The following is a 16,519-nucleotide window of genomic DNA, read 5'->3' as shown; positions in this document are numbered from 1 at the left end:
TACAGTGGGGCCTGCCCGCCCGCTGACATCAGCCGCGGCCGCTCTCACGCGGCACAAGTCCGCATCCCGCTCCTGGAAGGGAGCTCTCGTGCCCAAGGTCCTCTCGCAGAGCGCGCCCTCGCAGACCCCGGTCTCCTCGCCGGCGCCCGAACCCAGGCTTCCGTCCCCGCTGCCCGCACCGCCGACCACTCAGGCCGGCGTGCCGGTGCCTGACTGCGACGTCATCGTCTTCGGTGGCACCGGCGATCTCGCCATGCGCAAGCTCTTGCCCGCTCTGTGGCACCGCGACCGGGAAGGTCAGCTGCCAGGAAGCGCCCGGATCATCGCGGTCTCCCGATCCGAGGCGAGCGATACCGACTATCGCGACCAGGTCGGAGCGGTGGTCGGCCCGGCGGTCGCCACCGACGACGAGGCCGCCTTCGTCCGGTTCGCACACCGGCTGCACCACGTCACGCTGGACGCCACTGGCGAGCCGGCCCGCGACCCCGGCTGGTCCGCGCTGACCGACCTGCTCCGGGGAGGCGACGAGCGGGTTCGGGTCTTCTACCTGGCGACCGCCCCGCAGTTGTTCGGCCCGGTGTCCCGTGGACTCCAGGCGGCCGGCTTGGTCACCCCGTTGTCCCGAGTGGTCCTGGAAAAGCCGATCGGCTGGGACCTCGCCTCCGCCCGAGCGATCAACGACGAGGTGGGCGAGGTCTTCGACGAGTCGCAGGTCTTCCGGATCGACCACTACCTCGGCAAGGAGACGGTGCAGAACCTGCTCGTACTCCGCTTCGCCAACACGCTGCTCGAGCCGCTGTGGAACAGCAGCTGGATCGACCACGTGCAGATCACCGCGGCCGAGACGGTCGGGACCGGTGACCGCTCCGGCTACTACGACGGCTCCGGTGCGCTGCGGGACATGGTCCAGAACCACCTCCTCCAGCTGCTGTGCCTGGTGGCCATGGAGCCGCCCGGCCGACTCGACCGCGACGCCGTCCGCGACGAGAAGCTCAAGGTGCTCCAGGCGCTGCGCCCCATGGCCGCCGGTGACGTCGCCCGGTGCACCGTGCGCGGGCAGTACCGCGCCGGAGCCGTGGATGGCGAACCGGTCCCGGGCTACTCCACCGAGCTCGGCACGCTCAGCGACACCGAGACCTTCGTGGCCCTCAAGACCGAGGTGCAGAACTGGCGGTGGGCCGGCGTGCCCTTCTACCTGCGCACCGGCAAGCGCCTGCACAAGCGCACGTCCGAGATCGTCGTGCAGTTCAAGCCGGTCCCGCACTCGGTGTTCCCCGAGCAGACCGGCCAGATGATCGCGAACCGGCTGGTCATCCACCTGCAGCCGAACGAGAGCGTCCGGCTGCTGATGATGACCAAGGAGCCGGGCCCTGGCGGGCTGCGGCTGCGGCCCGCACCGCTCAACCTGAGCTTCGCCGACACGTTCGGCACCCGCTTCCCCGACGCCTACGAGCGGCTCCTCATGGACGTCGTCCGCGGCAACCCCACCCTGTTCATGCGGCGCGACGAGGTCGAGGCCGCCTGGGAGTGGGCCGAGCCGATCCTGCACGGCTGGCAGGGGAGCGGCGAGCCACCCCGTCCCTACCACGCCGGCACCCCCGGCCCCGCCGCCGCGATCGCGCTCATCGAGCGAGACGGGCGCACCTGGCACGAGGACCACGAAGAGGAGCCCTCCCTGTGACCGCATCCCTCCACCCCGTCGTGGCCGAGGTGACCGCGCAGGTAGCCGCGCGCAGCGCCCGGACCCGCGCCGCCTACCTCGACCGGATCGACGCCGCAGCCGCCGACGGGCCGCAGCGGCAGGCGCTGGACTGCGCCAACCTCGCGCACGGCTTCGCCGCCTGCTCGCCCGAGAGCAAGCTGGCCCTGCGCACGACGGTCAAGGCCAACGCCGCCATCGTCTCCGCCTACAACGACATGCTCTCGGCGCACCAGCCGTTGGAGACCTACCCGAACACGCTCAAGGACGCCGTGGCCGCCACCGGCGGCGTGGCCCAGTTCGCCGGCGGCGTCCCCGCGATGTGCGACGGCGTCACGCAGGGCCGCGCCGGCATGGAGCTGTCGCTGTTCAGCCGCGACGTCATCGCGATGGCCACCGCGGTGGCCCTCTCACACGACATGTTCGACGGCGCGCTGCTACTGGGCGTCTGCGACAAGATCGTCCCTGGGCTGCTGATCGGTGCCCTCTCCTTCGGGCACCTGCCGGCGATCCTCGTGCCAGCCGGGCCGATGACCTCCGGCCTGCCCAACTCCGAGAAGAGCCGCATCCGGCAGCTCTACGCCGAGGGCAAGGTCGACCGGGCGGCACTGCTCGACGCGGAATCCGCCTCGTACCACGGCCCGGGCACCTGCACCTTCTACGGCACCGCCAACTCCAACCAGATGCTCATGGAGATCATGGGCCTGCACCTGCCAGGGGCGAGCTTCGTCAACCCGGGGACGCCGCTGCGGCACGCGCTCACCGTCGCCGCCGGTCGCCGCATCACCGAGATCACCGCCCTCGGCTCGGAGTACACACCGGTCGGCCGGATGGTGGACGAGAAGGCCGTGGTCAACGGCGTCGTCGGACTGCTTGCGACGGGCGGCTCGACCAACCACACGCTGCACCTGGTCGCCATAGCCGCAGCGGCGGGGATCGAGCTGAGCTGGGACGACTTCGCCGCGCTGTCCGCGGTGGTCCCGACGCTGAGCCGCGTCTATCCCAACGGCAAGGCCGACGTGAACCACTTCCACGCCGCTGGTGGGATGGCCTACCTCATCGGCCAGCTGCTCGACGCCGGGCTGCTGCACGAGGACGTGCGGACCGTCGCCGGCACGGGCCTGTCCGCCTACCGCCAGGAGCCGTACCTCGCCGACGGCGAGCTCCGCTGGCGGCCCGGCCCGGCCAAGAGCCTCGACCCGGCGGTGCTGCGCCCGGTCGCGGAGCCCTTTCAGCAGGACGGCGGGCTGCGGCTGCTGGAGGGAAACCTCGGGCGCGCTGTCATCAAGATCTCGGCGATCGCCCCCGAGCACCAGGTGGTCACCGCCCCCGCCCGGATCTTCGACGGCCAGGCCGACTTCCTCGAGGCCTTCCGGGCCGGCGAGCTGAACCGTGACCTGGTCGCCGTCCTGCGCTACCAGGGGCCGCGGGCCAACGGCATGCCGGAGCTGCACAAGCTCACCCCGGCCCTCGGGGTGCTCCAGGACCGCGGCCACGCCGTCGCCCTCGTGACTGACGGCCGCATGTCCGGGGCCTCCGGCAAGGTGCCGGCCGCGATCCACCTCACGCCCGAGGCCGCCGCCGGCGGACCGATCGGCAAGCTGCGGGACGGCGACGTTGTGACGGTGGACGGGGTCACCGGACGGGTGCACGTCGACGTGGACGCGGACGTGCTGGCCGCCCGTCCGGTCACCGGTGCGGCGCCTGGCGCGGCGGAGTGGGCGGGCACCGGTCGGGAGCTGTTCGGCGCCTTCCGGTCCTCGGTGGGCGCTGCCGACCGCGGTGCCACCGTGTTCGCGCCCACGACGGTTCCCGTCGCGGACCACGAGGACGTAGGCGTCCGGCAGGAGGACGTCGTCGCCGAGCAGGAGGAGGACCAGTGCGTGGCATGACCCTGTCCGACACGTCGGCGCGGCCCGGGAGGTCCGTCGTCGACCTCGCCCCGGTCATCCCGGTCGTCGTTCTCGACGACCCGGCGATCGCCGTCGCGCTTGCCCGTGCGCTGGTCGCCGGCGGGCTGCCGGCGATCGAGGTGACCCTGCGCACGCCCACCGCCCTGGCGGCCATCGAACGGATCGCAGCCGAGGTGCCGGACGCCGTGGTAGGCGCCGGCACGGTCCTCTCACCCGCGCAGGCCGACGCCGCCGTCCGCGCCGGGGCCGCCTTCCTGGTCAGCCCCGGCACCACGCCCCGGCTGCTCGACGCCATGGCCGACAGCGGCGTGCCCTACCTGCCCGGTGCCGCGACCGCTTCCGAGGTGATGGCGCTGGCCGAGCGCGGCATCGCGGAGGTCAAGTTCTTCCCGGCCCAGGCCGCCGGGGGAGTGCCGTACGTCAAGTCCCTGTCCGGTCCGCTGCCCGACGTCCGCTTCTGCCCCACCGGGGGGATCGACGCGGCCACGGCTCCCTCCTACCTCGCGCTGCCCAACGTCGCCTGCGTCGGCGGGTCGTGGCTGACGCCCGCGGACGCCATCGCGGCCGGCGCCTGGGACCGCGTCGAGGCGCTCGCGCGGGAAGCTTCGGGGCTCCGTGCCGGCTAGCTACTTCGACCTGAAGAACTCTCCGGGTCGGTGAGGCGATGGATCTTGGCCGTTTCGGTTCGATCTGGATGATGGCCGAGGTCGGGCGGTCAGCCGGCCAGGGCGCCGATCTTGACGAGGTTGTGGGCAAGGACGGCCTGTCCGGTCCAGATGCGGGCTCCTTTGAGGCCGTCGATGCGGGTGCGGTCCCAGCCGTATCCGCGCTTGAGACTGCTGATCCGGCCTTCGCACCCGGTGCGCCACTTGATCGTCTTGCGGAAGCCGGGGCGATGTTCGACGGTTTGCCGGGCCTTGCCGGGCTTGCTCTTGCGCGGAATGACGACGGTCCGGATCCCGAGGTCGTGCAGGTCGTCCTCGACGCGGGCCTCGCCGTAGCCGCGGTCGGCGGTCACGGTGCGCGGGCGTTGCCCGGTGCGCGCGATGACCCGCGCAACGGCGGGGGCCAGCTGCGGCGCGTCGGGCGGGTTGCCCTGGTCGACGGTGTGGTCCAGGACCACCCCGTCGACGTTGTCGAGGACCTGGGCCTTGTAGCCGAACTCGACCGGGCGACCCAGCCGTCCCTTGGCGATCGGGCGGGCGTCGGGGTCGTGCAGGCTCACCCGCCGGGATGCGCCGTCGGGAGTGGTCCCGGCGAGGCGCTGCCGGGTCTGCGCGGCGATCTTGCGGGTGGCCGCCAGCAGCTCGGCGAGGTCATCGACCGCACGCTGCAACCGGCCTCGCCGCCGACCCGCGGACGCGTTCGGTCCGCTACCTGCCGCAAGGTCGGCGGCTGTGGCTCGGGCGCGGCGCAGCGCCCGGCGGGCGTTGGTCAGCAGCCGCTCGGCGTCGGCGGCGGTCCGCTCGGCCAGCTCGGCGAGTTCCCCGGTGATCCGCCGCACGGTGGCCTGCGCCTCGTCGCGCCCAGCGGAGCCGCGCAGCCGCAGCTTGGCGGCGATGCCGTGCGCGCGGCGGCCGGCCGCCCGACTGCGATCGCGCAGCCGGGTGCGGGTGGCTCCGCCGGCGGCCTGAATCCGTCGACCGGTCGCGGCGATCCGGCGCACCGCGCGGGCCAGAAGACCGGAGTCGGTCGGATAGGCGACGTCGGCTGGCACGACGGTGGTGTCGGCGCGCAGCCGCGCCGTGCGCAGCAGTTTGGCGTCGGCGGCCTTGGCCAGCAGCGCCTCGTTACACCCGTCGACCGCGGCGGTGCCGCAGCGGGTGCTCAACTTCATCAGCGTCGTCGGGTGCGGCACCTGGCCGTCCAGCGGAATCCGGCAGAACCGGCGCCAACTGATCGAGTCCGCGACCTCCCGGCACAGGCTCTCGTAGCCCAGTCGGTAGCGGAACTTGAGGAACATCATCCGCAGATAGGTCTCCATCGGCGTCGACGGCCGACCGATCCGCGGATCGAAGAACGGCGCGAACGGCGCGAAGAACACCGGATCGTCCAGCAGCGAATCCACCCGAGCCAGCTCCTCGGGGAGTCGCACCACCTCGGCCGGCAGCGCTGCCTCCCACGCCTTCACCTGCTCGGCCCTCGTCCGGAACATCGGCCCACTCCGGCGTGCTCAGCATCGCTTGGCTGGGGGCCTCACGATCGCGCCGAGCACCTCGCAGCACACGGCGCCACGCCGAACGGCCCCGCCTCGCTACACCCGGCCAGAGCCCGGGTTCTTCAGGTCGAAGTAGCTAGGGCCGGCACGGCGTGCTCAGCGCGTCGCTGACGTCCGCCAAGCCGGGTGACGGCTTCACGTGGGCCTGAGGGATCTGCCGATCGGTCGCGTCCGACCAGGGTGTCGAGCTTGGGCCGTGCGTGTGTCCTCAGGACAGCGCCACCAATGCCAGGAACGACATGGCGGTGAGCGCCGGGGATCCGGCCCGTCAGCGTCGCGCCGTTGTCGGGGGCTTCGTCTTCTTCGCCCGGCGGACGAGTACAGCAACGCGTACAGCAACCCGCTCCGAACAACGGCGGATCGGGGCGCGCGGCGGCGGACGTCAGAAGCGGTTGACCGGCACACATCGCACTGTCACGAACCAGGGCGGACTTCCCGAACGCGACTGGGGGACAAGTCGCCATGGGCGGTCCCCGGAGCTGCATCGCCGGGTGAATGCCGCTTCGGCCTGCGCGTGAACGGCGCTCCTCGTCGGAAGTCGTGGCGTCAGCGTGGTGGTCAACGTGCCACGTCCCTCCACCCGCCGACCTCACCACCGTCTTCACCGGCGACACCGTTCCAAGGCAGGAGATCGGCTGAGTAGCCGCGTGCGCGGTCGGGCCGGGTCGGATTGACATCCGGGTCACTGCCCTCGGCGTCATGCCGAGCCCGTCACGCGCGGACCGGGGAACAGCCGATCCGCGACGACGCGACCAACTTACGACCAACTTGCGACCAACAAACCGCCCTCAACGGCCAACGGCAGTCGATGACGCCCATGGATGAAGAATGGACCTGACCTGGAGGTTCATCGCCGACCAACAGCTGCCAACAGCGGCAAATGAACTCGCAGGGTTATTGGTTGGAGTCCAATCGGGGGAGCAGAGCTCCTGATCAGTCGGGCGGAGCGCTCACGTCTCCGTCTGGCACCACACCGAACCCGCAGTTCTCCTGCCACCGGTCGTCGATATCTCAGACCGGGCCTCTGCTGGGCGTCAACGACCTTCTCCCTGCTGAGCGCAGCGACTCGCACGTCGGGCTCGACGGCAGGGCTGGGCACAGCAGCATCGAGGTCGCCGACCACCGCGGTCGTCCACGACGTCCACGCCACGAGCACGCGCGGGTCGTGAGGGGGGTTCTGCCAGGACCCGGATGGAGCGGCCCTGCCACGTGCACGGGAGCGCGGGCATCCTCGGAGATGCCAGTGGGACACCGCAGCGGCCCAGTCCGCAGCGCCGGCCGGACCCTCGGGCGCAGCCGACTGCGGGCAGCGCACCGGGACGGTCCCTGTCCCGCCTGATCGCGAACCCCCCACTGCAAGGAGCAACCATGAACGTGCACGCCTACGCCGCGCCCGCGGTCGCCGAGCCGCTGGCCCCCACCGTCATCGAGCGACGGGCGGTCGGCCCGAACGACGTCCTGATCGAGGTCACGCACGCCGGCATCTGCCACTCCGACATCCACACCGTCCGCGGGGACTGGGGACCGCAGCCCTACCCGCTGGTGCCCGGCCACGAGATCGTCGGCGTCGTCGCCGAGGTCGGGCCGGCCGTCACCCGCCACCGCGTGGGCGACCGGGTCGGGGTCGGCTGCATGGTGAACTCCTGCCGCGCGTGCGCCAACTGCCGCGCCGGCCAGGAGCAGTACTGCCTCAGCGGCATGACGCCGACCTACGGGGCGGTCGACCGGGACGGCACGATCACCCAGGGCGGCTACTCCACCCACGTGGTGGCCGACGCCGACTTCGTCCTCCGGGTGCCGGACAGCATCGACCCCGCGGCCGCCGCACCGCTGCTGTGCGCCGGCATCACCACCTACTCCCCGCTGCGCCGCTGGGGCGCGGGGCCGGGCAAGCGGGTCGCGGTCGTCGGCCTCGGCGGCCTGGGGCACATGGCCGTCAAGCTCGCCTCCGCCATGGGTGCCGAGGTGACCGTGCTGTCGCAGTCGCTGAAGAAGCAGGAGGACGGCCTGCGACTGGGCGCCGACCACTACTTCGCCACCAGCGACCCGGACACCTTCACCCAGCTGGCCGGCCGGTTCGACCTCATCGTCAACACCGTCAGCGCCTCGATCGACGTGGACGCCCACCTGTCGCTGCTGGCTCTGGACGGCGCGCTGGTCAACGTCGGGGCCCCGGCCGAGCCGCTGAGCCTCGACGTCTTCTCCCTCATCGGCGCTCGACGGTCCTTCGCCGGCTCGATGATCGGCGGCATCCCCGAGACCCAGGAGATGCTCGACTTCTGCGCCGAGCACGGCATCGGCGCCGAGGTGGAGGTCATCCCGGCCGACCGGATCAACGAGGCCTACGAGCGTGTGCTGGCCTCCGACGTCCGCTACCGCTTCGTCATCGACACCGCCACCCTGCGCTGATCCTGGCCCCGCCCGGCCGCCATCCCTGGTGCGCCGGCCCGTGCCCGGGGACGGCGCGGCCGGCGACACCCACCCACACCATCGAGCACCGAGGAGCACCGCCGTGTCCGACCCCCAGCCGTCCGCCGCCCAGCAGGTGATCGGCGACTTCGCCCCCGCCCTGGTGCACTTCACCGACGACGTCCTGTTCGGCGAGGTGTGGGAGCGCGCCGAGCTGTCTCCGCGCGACCGCAGCCTGGTCACCATCACCGCGCTGGTCGCCGGCGGCAACACCGAGCAGCTTCCCTTCCACCTCGAGCGCGGCAGGCGCAACGGGCTGACCGAGACCGAGATCGTCGAGGCCATCACCCACCTGGCGTTCTACGCCGGCTGGCCGAAGGCCATGTCCGCCATCACGGCCGCCAAGAAGGCCTTCCGCGGCTGATGCCGGCGACCGGCGCCGCCCACTGAGCGACGGGGTGGTGGCCACGAGCACCCTGCGGTGGCCTCCACCGAGAACCGCTGGCGGCCCGCCGGCCGTCGGGCCCCCCACCACGTCACCCGCGCCGGTCTGCCACCCCGACACCGGGGGTACGGCGCCCTCGGGCTGGTGACCGTCGGTGGCGCCGCGCTCGCCGCGGCCGCCTACGCCGCCACCCCCGACCCGACGCCGGCCGCAGTGGACCTGCCCGCAGCGGCGCCCGCGCACCGACCGCGATCCACCCAGGAGGAACCCACCATGCGAGGAGCAGTTCTGCACGCCCCCGGCGACGTCCGCGTCGAGGACCGCCCTGACCCGAGGATCGAGCAGCCCACCGACGCGGTCATCCGGCTGGCCGCGACCTGCGTGTGCGGGTCGGACCTGTGGCCCTACCGCGGCATCGAGCCAGTGGCCGGGCCGTCGCCGATGGGCCACGAGTACGTCGGCGTGGTCGAGGAGGTCGGCAGCGAGGTCCGCACCGTGCAGCCGGGTCAGTTCGTCGTCGGCTCGTTCTTCGCCAGCGACAACACCTGCGAGATCTGCCGGGCCGGCTACCAGACCTCCTGCGTCAACCGGCAGCCCGGTGCCGCCACCGGGGCGCAGGCCGAGTACACCCGGGTCCCGCTGGCCGACGGCACCCTCGTCGCCACCCCCGGGATGCCCGCCGACGACCTGGTCCCGAGCCTGCTGGCGGCCTCGGACGTGCTGGGCACCGGCTGGTTCGGCGCCGTCGCCGCGGAGGTCGGGCCGGGGAAGACGGTGGCCGTGGTCGGCGACGGTGCGGTCGGCCTGCTCGGCGTCCTGGCCGCCCGGCAGCTGGGTGCCGAGCGGATCATCGCGATGAGCCGTCACGAGCCCCGTAAGCAGCTGGCCCGGGAGTTCGGCGCCACCGACATCGTCACCGAGCGCGGCGACGAGGGCGTCGCCCGCATCAAGGACCTCACGAACGGCCTCGGGGCGCACTCGGTCATCGAGGCCGTCGGCACCCAGGAGTCGATGATGCAGGCCATCCGCGCCACCCGCCCCGGCGGGCACGTCGGCTACGTCGGCGTCGCCCACGGCGTCGAGCTGCCCGGCGAGGAGATGTTCTTCTCCCACGTGCACCTGCACGGCGGCCCGGCCCCGGTGCGCCGCTTCCTGCCCGAGCTGATCGACCTGATCTGCTCCCGCACGATCGACCCCGGGAAGGTCTTCGACCTCGAGCTGCCGCTGGAGCAGGCCGCCGAGGGCTACCGGGCGATGGACGAACGCCGCGCCGTCAAGACCCTCCTGCGCCCCTGACCCCGTCCCGAGACCCCGACGGCCGGGACGGCGATCGTCGCCGCGCGCGGTCGGGGGACGGGGGAGCGGCGCCGTCCCCCCGGGAGGACGGCGCCGCTCCGGCCTGCCGGGAGGTCAGTCGTCGGCGGACTCGTCCGACGAGCCGTCGGCGCCGGCCCGGTCCCCGCGCGGCCCGTGGTCGTCGACGACCGCGTTGACGCGGTCGGTGACGCGCTGCTCCAGGTCGGCCAGGCGCTCGTCGGCCTGCTCCTGGGTGATCCGGCCGTCGGCGACGGCCTGGGCGATCCGCTCCTGCTCGGCCTGCACCAGCGCCTGGACGACGGTGTCGACCGCCACCCCCTGGTCCTCGGCGACCTGCGCCAGCGTGGCGCCGTCGGCCTCGAGGGCGGTGCGCAGGTCCTCCTCGCCCATGCCCAGCGCCTCGGCGGCGGCCGCCAGACCGACACCCCGACCGTGGTGCCCGCCGCCACTTAGGCCGGCATCGCCCAGCGTGGTGGCGACCTCGTCGGCCTGCTCCTGGGTGATCGAGCCGTCGTCCACCAGGCCGGTCAGGGCGTCCTTGATCCGCTCGACCGTGGACGACGTGGCCTCCGCGGCGGTGTCCGTGGCGGCCAGCGCGGGTGCGGCCACGGCCAGGCCGGTGAGGGTCAGAGCGCCGGCGGTGGCGGCGATGACGAGCTTCTTGCGCACGTGGACTCCTCGTCCCGGGTCGGCGTCTCCGACCGTCCGCTCCAGCGTCCGAGCACAGACTGTGGCCGCGCTGTGACGGCTCCGTGGTGTTCCTGGGGATCAGGGGCCGCTCGTCCCGGGGCAGGGACGGGTGGCGCCGCGTCCACGGACCACCGTCCGGGCCGCGGGAGCGCCCCGCCCCGCCTCACTGCCAGGGCAGGCGGCTGCGGGTGCCCCAGTAGTCCTCGGGGTCCTGCGGCTGGACCAGTCCGCTCCCGTCGAGGCCGGTGACCCGGGTGGCGGCCGCGTTGCTGGTCAGCTGGGCCACCGTCACCGCGCCGCTGAGCACGACGTCGCACCACGGCTGGGCGAGCGCCGCCCCCAGCGCCACGGCGTCGACGGCGACGCCGGCGTCCCGCGCGGCGGCGGCGAGCGGGCTGCCGGCCGGCAGCCCGTGCCCGGTGAGGCGGCCGTTGGCGAGCCCCTCCTTGACGATCACCCGCAGGCCGGCGGCGTGCGCCTCGGCCAGCGCACCGGCCGCGGACGTCTCGAGCAGGTTCCAGGTCGACTGGACGCTGGAGAACAGCGGCCGGCCGTCGACGGTGAGCGCGAGGCCGCGGCGGACGGCGGTGGCCTGCTGCGGCCCGGACGTGGAGAAGCCGAGTTCGGTGCCCGCGTCCCGCACCTCGGCCAGCCGCCGCAGCAGGGGCCCGTCGTCCCACAGCGGGCTCTCCACCGTCAGCGAGTGCACCTGGTAGAGCCGCAGCCAGGGGCCGAGCAACTCGGTGCTCTCCCGGTACTGGCGCTCGAACGCCGCCGCAGTGTGCTCCTTGACCTCGTGGTGCTCGGCGTCGGTGCGCCAGCCGGCCGTGTACCGGTAGCCCCACTTGCTGGAGACGAAGGGCACCTGCTCACGGCCGCGCAGCCAGGAGGCGAGGAACTCCTCGGCACGCCCGTAGGAGCGGGCGGCGTCGACGTGGTCGATGCCCAGGGACGCCGCGGCGTCGAGCAGCTCGTGGGCGCGGGCGCCCAGTGCCGCGGGGGACCGGTCGGCGGGCAGGTCGCGGTCCCGGCCGAGGTTGAGGTAGCCCGGCCGGCCGATCGCCGCCAGGCCCAGCCCCAGCACGGCGGGGGTGGAGCTCCCGGTCATCGTCGTCCTCTCTGCGGGGTCAGCTCGGCACCTGCACGTCGAGCGCCAGCGGCAGGACGCCGGAGGACGGGCCGACGTGCAGCCTGAAGGCACCCGCCTCGGTGGCCCACCGGTGCGCGGCCTCGTCCCAGTGCTGGAACGTGCGCTCGGGCAGGTCGACCGTCACGGCCACCTCCTCCGCCGGGCCCGCCTCCACGACGGCGAAGCCGGCCAGCCAGCGGACCGGCCGCTCGACCGCGCTGTCCGGGCGGGCGGCGTAGACCTGCACGACCTCCCGCCCCCGCCGGCCGCCGGTGTTGCGCAGCCGCACGGTGACCGCCGAGGCGCCGGCCTCGGCGGACAGGTACTCCCAGGTGGTGTAGCCGAGGCCGGAGCCGAACCGGAACCGCGGCTCCCGGCCGTCGCGGTCGTGGCGGCGGTGGCCGACGAACAGGCCCTCGTCGTAGCGCAGCGTCCCCCCGACCGGTCGCGGGGAGGGCAGGCCCTCCTCGTCGGCCGGCCAGGTGACCGGCAGCCGGCCGCCGGGCTCGCTCACCCCGAGGAGGACGTCGGCGAGGGCGTTGCCGCACTCCTGTCCGGGGAACCAGGTCAGCAGCACCGCCGGCACGTCGTCCGCCCAGGGCAGCAGCACCGGGGCGCCGGAGTTGACCACGACCACGGTGCGCGGGTTCACCTCGACGACCCGGCGGACCAGCTCGTCCTGCCGCCCGGGCAGCGCGAGCGAGGTGCGGTCGAAGCCCTCGCTCTCCACCTCCTCGGTGGTCCCCACGACGACGACGGCCACGTCGGCGTCCCGGGCCAGCGCCACGGCCCGGTCGAGCTCGGCGTCGTCGTCGGCGTCGCGGGCGACGTTGACCTGGAACGTCACCGACTCCACGTCGGTGCCCTCGAAGCCCCCGGCGGGCTCCGGCACGTGGCGGACGACGACCTCGACCTCCTCGCCGGCCCGCAGGTCCACGGGCACGGACTCCTGCGGGGGCCGCATCATGCCCTCGACCGGGTCCGCGCCCGGCGGCAGGCTGATCCGGCTGTCGAGGCGGACCTCGCCACCGACCGTGACGCGGAACGGGCCCACGCCGGAGGCGCCGATCCGGTGGGTGCCGTCCTCCTCGGCCCGCACGCGGGTGTGCACCTCCACGGCCCGCACCCGGTCCATGGGCAGGCCGGGGCCGTAGGAGCTCTGCCAGGTGAAGCCCGCCGCCTCGCGCTGCTCGGTGCCGAGCACGGCGCCCTCCGCGTCGAGGAAGCGCACCGCCACGCCGCGGCCGCCGTCGGGGCGGCGCAGCAGGTCGGGGTCCGCCGGCGGCAGGCGGTGCGTGCTGCGGCCGCCGCGGCCGTGCCGGACCTCGACGTCCGGCCCGAGGGCGGCGCGCAGTCCGGCCAGCGGGGAGACGGTGTATGGCGGGAAGACCGTCGCGCTGCCGCCGCCCAGGGTGCGGGCCTCGACCGCGTTGGGCCCGAGGACGGCGACCCGCCGCAGCCGGCTCCGGTCGAGGGGCAGCAGCGGGCCCTCCCCGGCGTCGGCCGGCTCGTTGCGGGCCAGGACGAAGCCCGCGGCGGCGGTGGCCCGCAGCTCCGCGCCGATCTGCTCCGCGGTCCAGGGGGTGGCGTCCCGGCCGGCGGCCCCGTCCAGGGCGCCGACCCGCCCGGCGAGCCGGAGCACCCGCAGCACCTTGTCGTCCACGGCCGACTCCGGGACCGCCCCGGCGCGCACCGCCGCGACGAGGGCGTCGCCCCAGGGCCCGCGCGGGCCGGGCATCACCAGGTCCAGCAGGCCGCTGCCGGCCGCGGCCAGCGACCGGGCGGCGAACCAGTCGGACACCACCACCCCGTCGAAGCCCCACTCGGCCTTGAGGACGTCGCGCTGCAGCGGGCTCTCGGTCATCGTCGTCCCGTCGACCGCGTTGTAGGCGGCCATGACCGCCCACACGCCGCCCTCGCGCACGATCGCCTCGAACGGCGCCAGGTACAGCTCGCGCAGCACGCGCTCGTCCGCCCGGATGTCGGCGGAGAAGCGCTCGGTCTCCTGGTCGTTGGCGACGAAGTGCTTGACGGTCGCGCCGACGCCCTCCTGCTGCAGCCCGCGGACGTAGGCGACGCCGATCCGGCCGGTGAGCAGCGGGTCCTCGCTGAAGCACTCGAAGTGCCGCCCGCCGTAGGGGGTGCGGTGCAGGTTCACGGTGGGCGCGAGCAGCACGTCGACGCCGCGGCGGCGGGCCTCGGTGGCCAGCAGCCGGCCCAGGCGCTCGGTGCGGTCGACGTCCCAGGTCGCGGCCAGCGCCGTGGGGGAGGGGACGTTCGCCGAGGTGTCCCGCTCGTCCCAGCGCTCGCCGCGGACGCCGGCCGGACCGTCGGAGACCACCAGGCGGCGCAGCCCGACGGCGGGCTCGGGGTGCAGCGACCAGACGTCCGCGCCGGTCAGCAGGCGCACCTTCTGCTCGAGGTCCAGCTGGTCGAGCCGCGCGCGCAGGTCGTCGTCGTGCACCAGGGGTCCGTCACCTTCTCGGCGGGGGAGGGGCAGCGCGCCGGCCGGCGGGCGTGCTGCGGCGGGAGGCCACCGCAAGGTCTAGTCAGGCCGGGAGGCCCTGGTCAAACGGAGCGGGGCCGAACGGGAGCGCGGTCGGACGGGAGCGCGGTCGGACGGGAGCGCGGTGCGCCGGGCGTCGTCCCTCGGGCAGGGTGGTCGCCGTGAAGCTGCTGCTCCCCGACTCCGTCCCGCTCGCCCCCGCGCTGCCCGAGGGGGTCGAGGCGGTGCGCTACGACGCCGCGGCCCCGGTGCCCGAGGAGCACCTGGACGCCGAGGCGCTCGTGGTGTGGGGCAACCGCCCGGGCGACCTGCGCGCCGTCGCCGACCGGATGCCGCGGCTGCGCTGGGTGCAGACGCTGGCGGCCGGGCCGGACGTCGTCCTCGGCGCGGGCTTCCCGGACGACGTCGTCGTCACCTCCGGGGTGGGCCTGCACGACCGGCCGGTCACCGAGCACGCCCTCGCGCTGGTGCTCGCGCTGCTGCGCCGGCTGCCTGAGGCGATCGCCGCGCAGGCCGAGCACCGCTGGGCCGCCGAGCTGGGTGGGCTGCAGCCGCTGCACCCCGAGGGGGCGGTGACCACGCTGCTCGGTGCCCGGGTGCTGGTCTGGGGCTTCGGCAACATCGGGCAGAACATGGCCCCGCTGTTGCACGCGCTCGGCGCGGAGGTCCGGGGGGTGGGGCGCAGCGCGGGGGAGCGGGCCGGGTTCCCCGTCGTCGCCGAGGACCGGCTGGACGCCGAGCTGCGCCAGACCGACGTCCTGGTGATGATCCTGCCCGCCACCGAGGCCACCACCCACGCGCTGGACGCCGCCCGGCTGGCAGAGCTGCCGCGGCACGCGCTCGTCGTCAACGTCGGCCGGGGGACGACGGTCGACGAGCCCGCCCTCGTCGCCGCCCTCACCGAGGGGCGCATCGCCGGCGCCGCGCTCGACGTCACCGAGGTCGAGCCGCTGCCGGGCGACTCCCCGCTGTGGGACGCACCGAACCTGCTGCTCACCCCGCACGCCGCCGGCGGCCGGCCGGTCGGTGCCGACGAGCTCGTCGGCGCCAACCTCGCCGCCCTGCTCGCCGGCGGCGAGCTGCGCAACGTCGTGCCGCGCTGACCCCCCGACGGGGGAGCACTGTCGACAGTCGCCACGTCCGGCCGGGGTGGGCGCGGCTACCATGACGGTCGACGAGGAGGCTGCTGCGTGAGCGTTGAGTCACTGTCGGCCCTGGACCGGAGCACGTTGCGTGAGCGGTCCCTCGAGGCGCTCCGGACGGCCATCCTGTCCGGCCGCTACCGGCCGGGAGACCACCTCGGCGAGGTGGAGCTGGCGGGGTCGCTCGGGGTCAGCCGGGGCACGGTGCGCGAGGCGCTGCGGCACCTCCAGCAGGAGGGGCTGGTCACCGCCGGCAACCGCGGGATGCTGCGGGTCAACAGCCTGACCCCGGCCGAGGTGCACGAGCTGTTCCGCGTCCGCGCCGCCCTCGAGGGGCTCGCCGTCCGGGAGGTCATCGCGTCTCCCCGGCGGGCGTCCGCCGCGGAGACGCTGCGGGCGGCCGTGGAGCGGCTCTCCGACGAGGACGAGCCCGCCGCGCGGATGGAGGCCGACCTGGCCTTCCACCTGCTACTCTGCCGGATGTCGGGCAACTCCATGCTGGTCGAGGCCTGGCAGCGGCTCGAGGGCCGGATGCGGGTGGCCATCCTCAACGGCGCAGCCTGGCAGGTGCCGATGATGGCTCGCGACCGGCACGTGCCGATCGTCGAGGCCATCGAGCGCGGGGACGTCGAGGCGGCCGTGCGGGTCGTCGACGAGCACATGTCCGCCGCTGCTGACCACTTCGCCGAGGCCTCCGAGCCCGCCTGAAACAGGACCCCGTCCTCCCCACCCCTCGCAAGCTCGGGGCGGTGCCCTGGACGGGGCCGCTCTGCCCCCACCGCTCGCATGCTCGCGGCGGGGCCCTGCAGGAGGGGCGCCCCGTCCTCTCCACCGCTCGCATGCTTGCGGCGGGGCCCTGCAGGAGGGCCGCCCGTCCTCCCCACCCTTCCTAAGCCCGGGCCGATCCAGCCGTAGCCGGCGTAGAGCGCGGTCGTGATGAGCGGGGTGAACCCGGACACGACGGCCGACATCTGGGCGGCCCGCGACGCGCCGGGGCTGCCGGACCTGGTCCCCGAAAGTTCCGAAAACACGGCCCCCTGAACCCCGGCCA

12 protein-coding genes are annotated in these 16,519 nt (G+C 74.2%); 8 read left to right on the top strand and 4 right to left on the bottom strand.

Annotation, left to right across the window (positions count from 1 at the left end):
• Nucleotides 1-88 precede the first annotated feature (88 nt).
• Genes zwf through eda form a run of 3 tightly spaced genes read left to right on the top strand, consistent with a single transcriptional unit; the run spans nucleotide 89 to nucleotide 4,238 of the window.
• On the top strand, nucleotides 89-1,681 hold the full coding sequence (zwf, locus tag CNO22_RS10340; RefSeq protein ID WP_198588227.1) for a glucose-6-phosphate dehydrogenase: 1,593 nt from the start codon (nucleotides 89-91) through the stop codon (nucleotides 1,679-1,681).
• Nucleotides 1,678-3,591, top strand: a complete 1,914-nt coding sequence (edd, locus tag CNO22_RS10335) for a phosphogluconate dehydratase (RefSeq protein WP_100499288.1) — start codon at nucleotides 1,678-1,680, stop codon at nucleotides 3,589-3,591. Before zwf ends, edd begins: the two co-directional genes overlap by 4 nt.
• Complete coding sequence (gene eda / locus CNO22_RS10330; protein WP_100499302.1) at nucleotides 3,588-4,238, top strand: bifunctional 4-hydroxy-2-oxoglutarate aldolase/2-dehydro-3-deoxy-phosphogluconate aldolase; 651 nt, start codon at nucleotides 3,588-3,590, stop codon at nucleotides 4,236-4,238. Before edd ends, eda begins: the two co-directional genes overlap by 4 nt.
• 89 nt (nucleotides 4,239-4,327) lie before the next feature.
• On the opposite strand, the gene CNO22_RS10325 is transcribed toward eda, so the two are convergent.
• Complete coding sequence (locus CNO22_RS10325; RefSeq protein WP_100499287.1) at nucleotides 4,328-5,767, bottom strand: ISNCY family transposase; 1,440 nt, start codon at nucleotides 5,765-5,767, stop codon at nucleotides 4,328-4,330.
• A gap of 1,431 nt (nucleotides 5,768-7,198) precedes the next feature.
• On the opposite strand from CNO22_RS10325, the gene CNO22_RS10315 reads away from it, so the two are divergent.
• From CNO22_RS10315 to CNO22_RS10305, 3 genes are all read left to right on the top strand, one after another.
• Nucleotides 7,199-8,239, top strand: a complete 1,041-nt coding sequence (locus tag CNO22_RS10315) for an NAD(P)-dependent alcohol dehydrogenase (RefSeq protein WP_100499286.1) — start codon at nucleotides 7,199-7,201, stop codon at nucleotides 8,237-8,239.
• A gap of 103 nt (nucleotides 8,240-8,342) precedes the next feature.
• Nucleotides 8,343-8,663, top strand: coding sequence for a carboxymuconolactone decarboxylase family protein (locus CNO22_RS10310; protein ID WP_100499285.1), 321 nt, complete (start codon nucleotides 8,343-8,345; stop codon nucleotides 8,661-8,663).
• 57 nt (nucleotides 8,664-8,720) lie between these two features.
• Entirely contained in the window at nucleotides 8,721-9,980 is a 1,260-nt protein-coding gene (locus CNO22_RS10305; RefSeq protein WP_232806935.1) for a zinc-dependent alcohol dehydrogenase family protein, read from the top strand.
• Between the two features lie 114 nt (nucleotides 9,981-10,094).
• On the opposite strand, the gene CNO22_RS10300 is transcribed toward CNO22_RS10305, so the two are convergent.
• The 3 genes from CNO22_RS10300 to CNO22_RS10290 form a co-directional block, all read right to left on the bottom strand.
• Entirely contained in the window at nucleotides 10,095-10,670 is a 576-nt protein-coding gene (locus tag CNO22_RS10300) for a hypothetical protein (protein ID WP_100499284.1), read from the bottom strand.
• A gap of 184 nt (nucleotides 10,671-10,854) precedes the next feature.
• Nucleotides 10,855-11,799: an aldo/keto reductase gene (locus CNO22_RS10295; protein ID WP_100499283.1), complete on the bottom strand. Its 945-nt coding sequence runs from the start codon at nucleotides 11,797-11,799 to the stop codon at nucleotides 10,855-10,857.
• A gap of 19 nt (nucleotides 11,800-11,818) precedes the next feature.
• Nucleotides 11,819-14,284: a beta-glucosidase family protein gene (locus CNO22_RS10290; protein ID WP_232806934.1), complete on the bottom strand. Its 2,466-nt coding sequence runs from the start codon at nucleotides 14,282-14,284 to the stop codon at nucleotides 11,819-11,821.
• Between the two features lie 203 nt (nucleotides 14,285-14,487).
• Between CNO22_RS10290 and CNO22_RS10285 the strand changes: the two genes are divergently transcribed.
• Together CNO22_RS10285 and CNO22_RS10280 are read left to right on the top strand one after the other, a co-directional pair.
• Nucleotides 14,488-15,429, top strand: a complete 942-nt coding sequence (locus CNO22_RS10285) for a phosphoglycerate dehydrogenase (RefSeq protein WP_100499299.1) — start codon at nucleotides 14,488-14,490, stop codon at nucleotides 15,427-15,429.
• 87 nt (nucleotides 15,430-15,516) lie between these two features.
• Nucleotides 15,517-16,176 carry a GntR family transcriptional regulator gene (locus CNO22_RS10280; RefSeq protein WP_198588226.1) on the top strand — a complete coding sequence of 220 codons (660 nt, stop codon included), beginning with the start codon at nucleotides 15,517-15,519 and terminating at the stop codon, nucleotides 16,174-16,176.
• Nucleotides 16,177-16,519 lie beyond the last annotated feature (343 nt).

The sequence above is a fragment of the Geodermatophilus chilensis genome (genome assembly GCF_002802985.1).
GTDB classification, from domain to species: domain Bacteria; phylum Actinomycetota; class Actinomycetes; order Mycobacteriales; family Geodermatophilaceae; genus Geodermatophilus; species Geodermatophilus chilensis.
The sequence above is the reverse complement of the archived record's forward strand: the minus strand, read 5'-3'. Positions and strand labels throughout refer to the sequence as shown.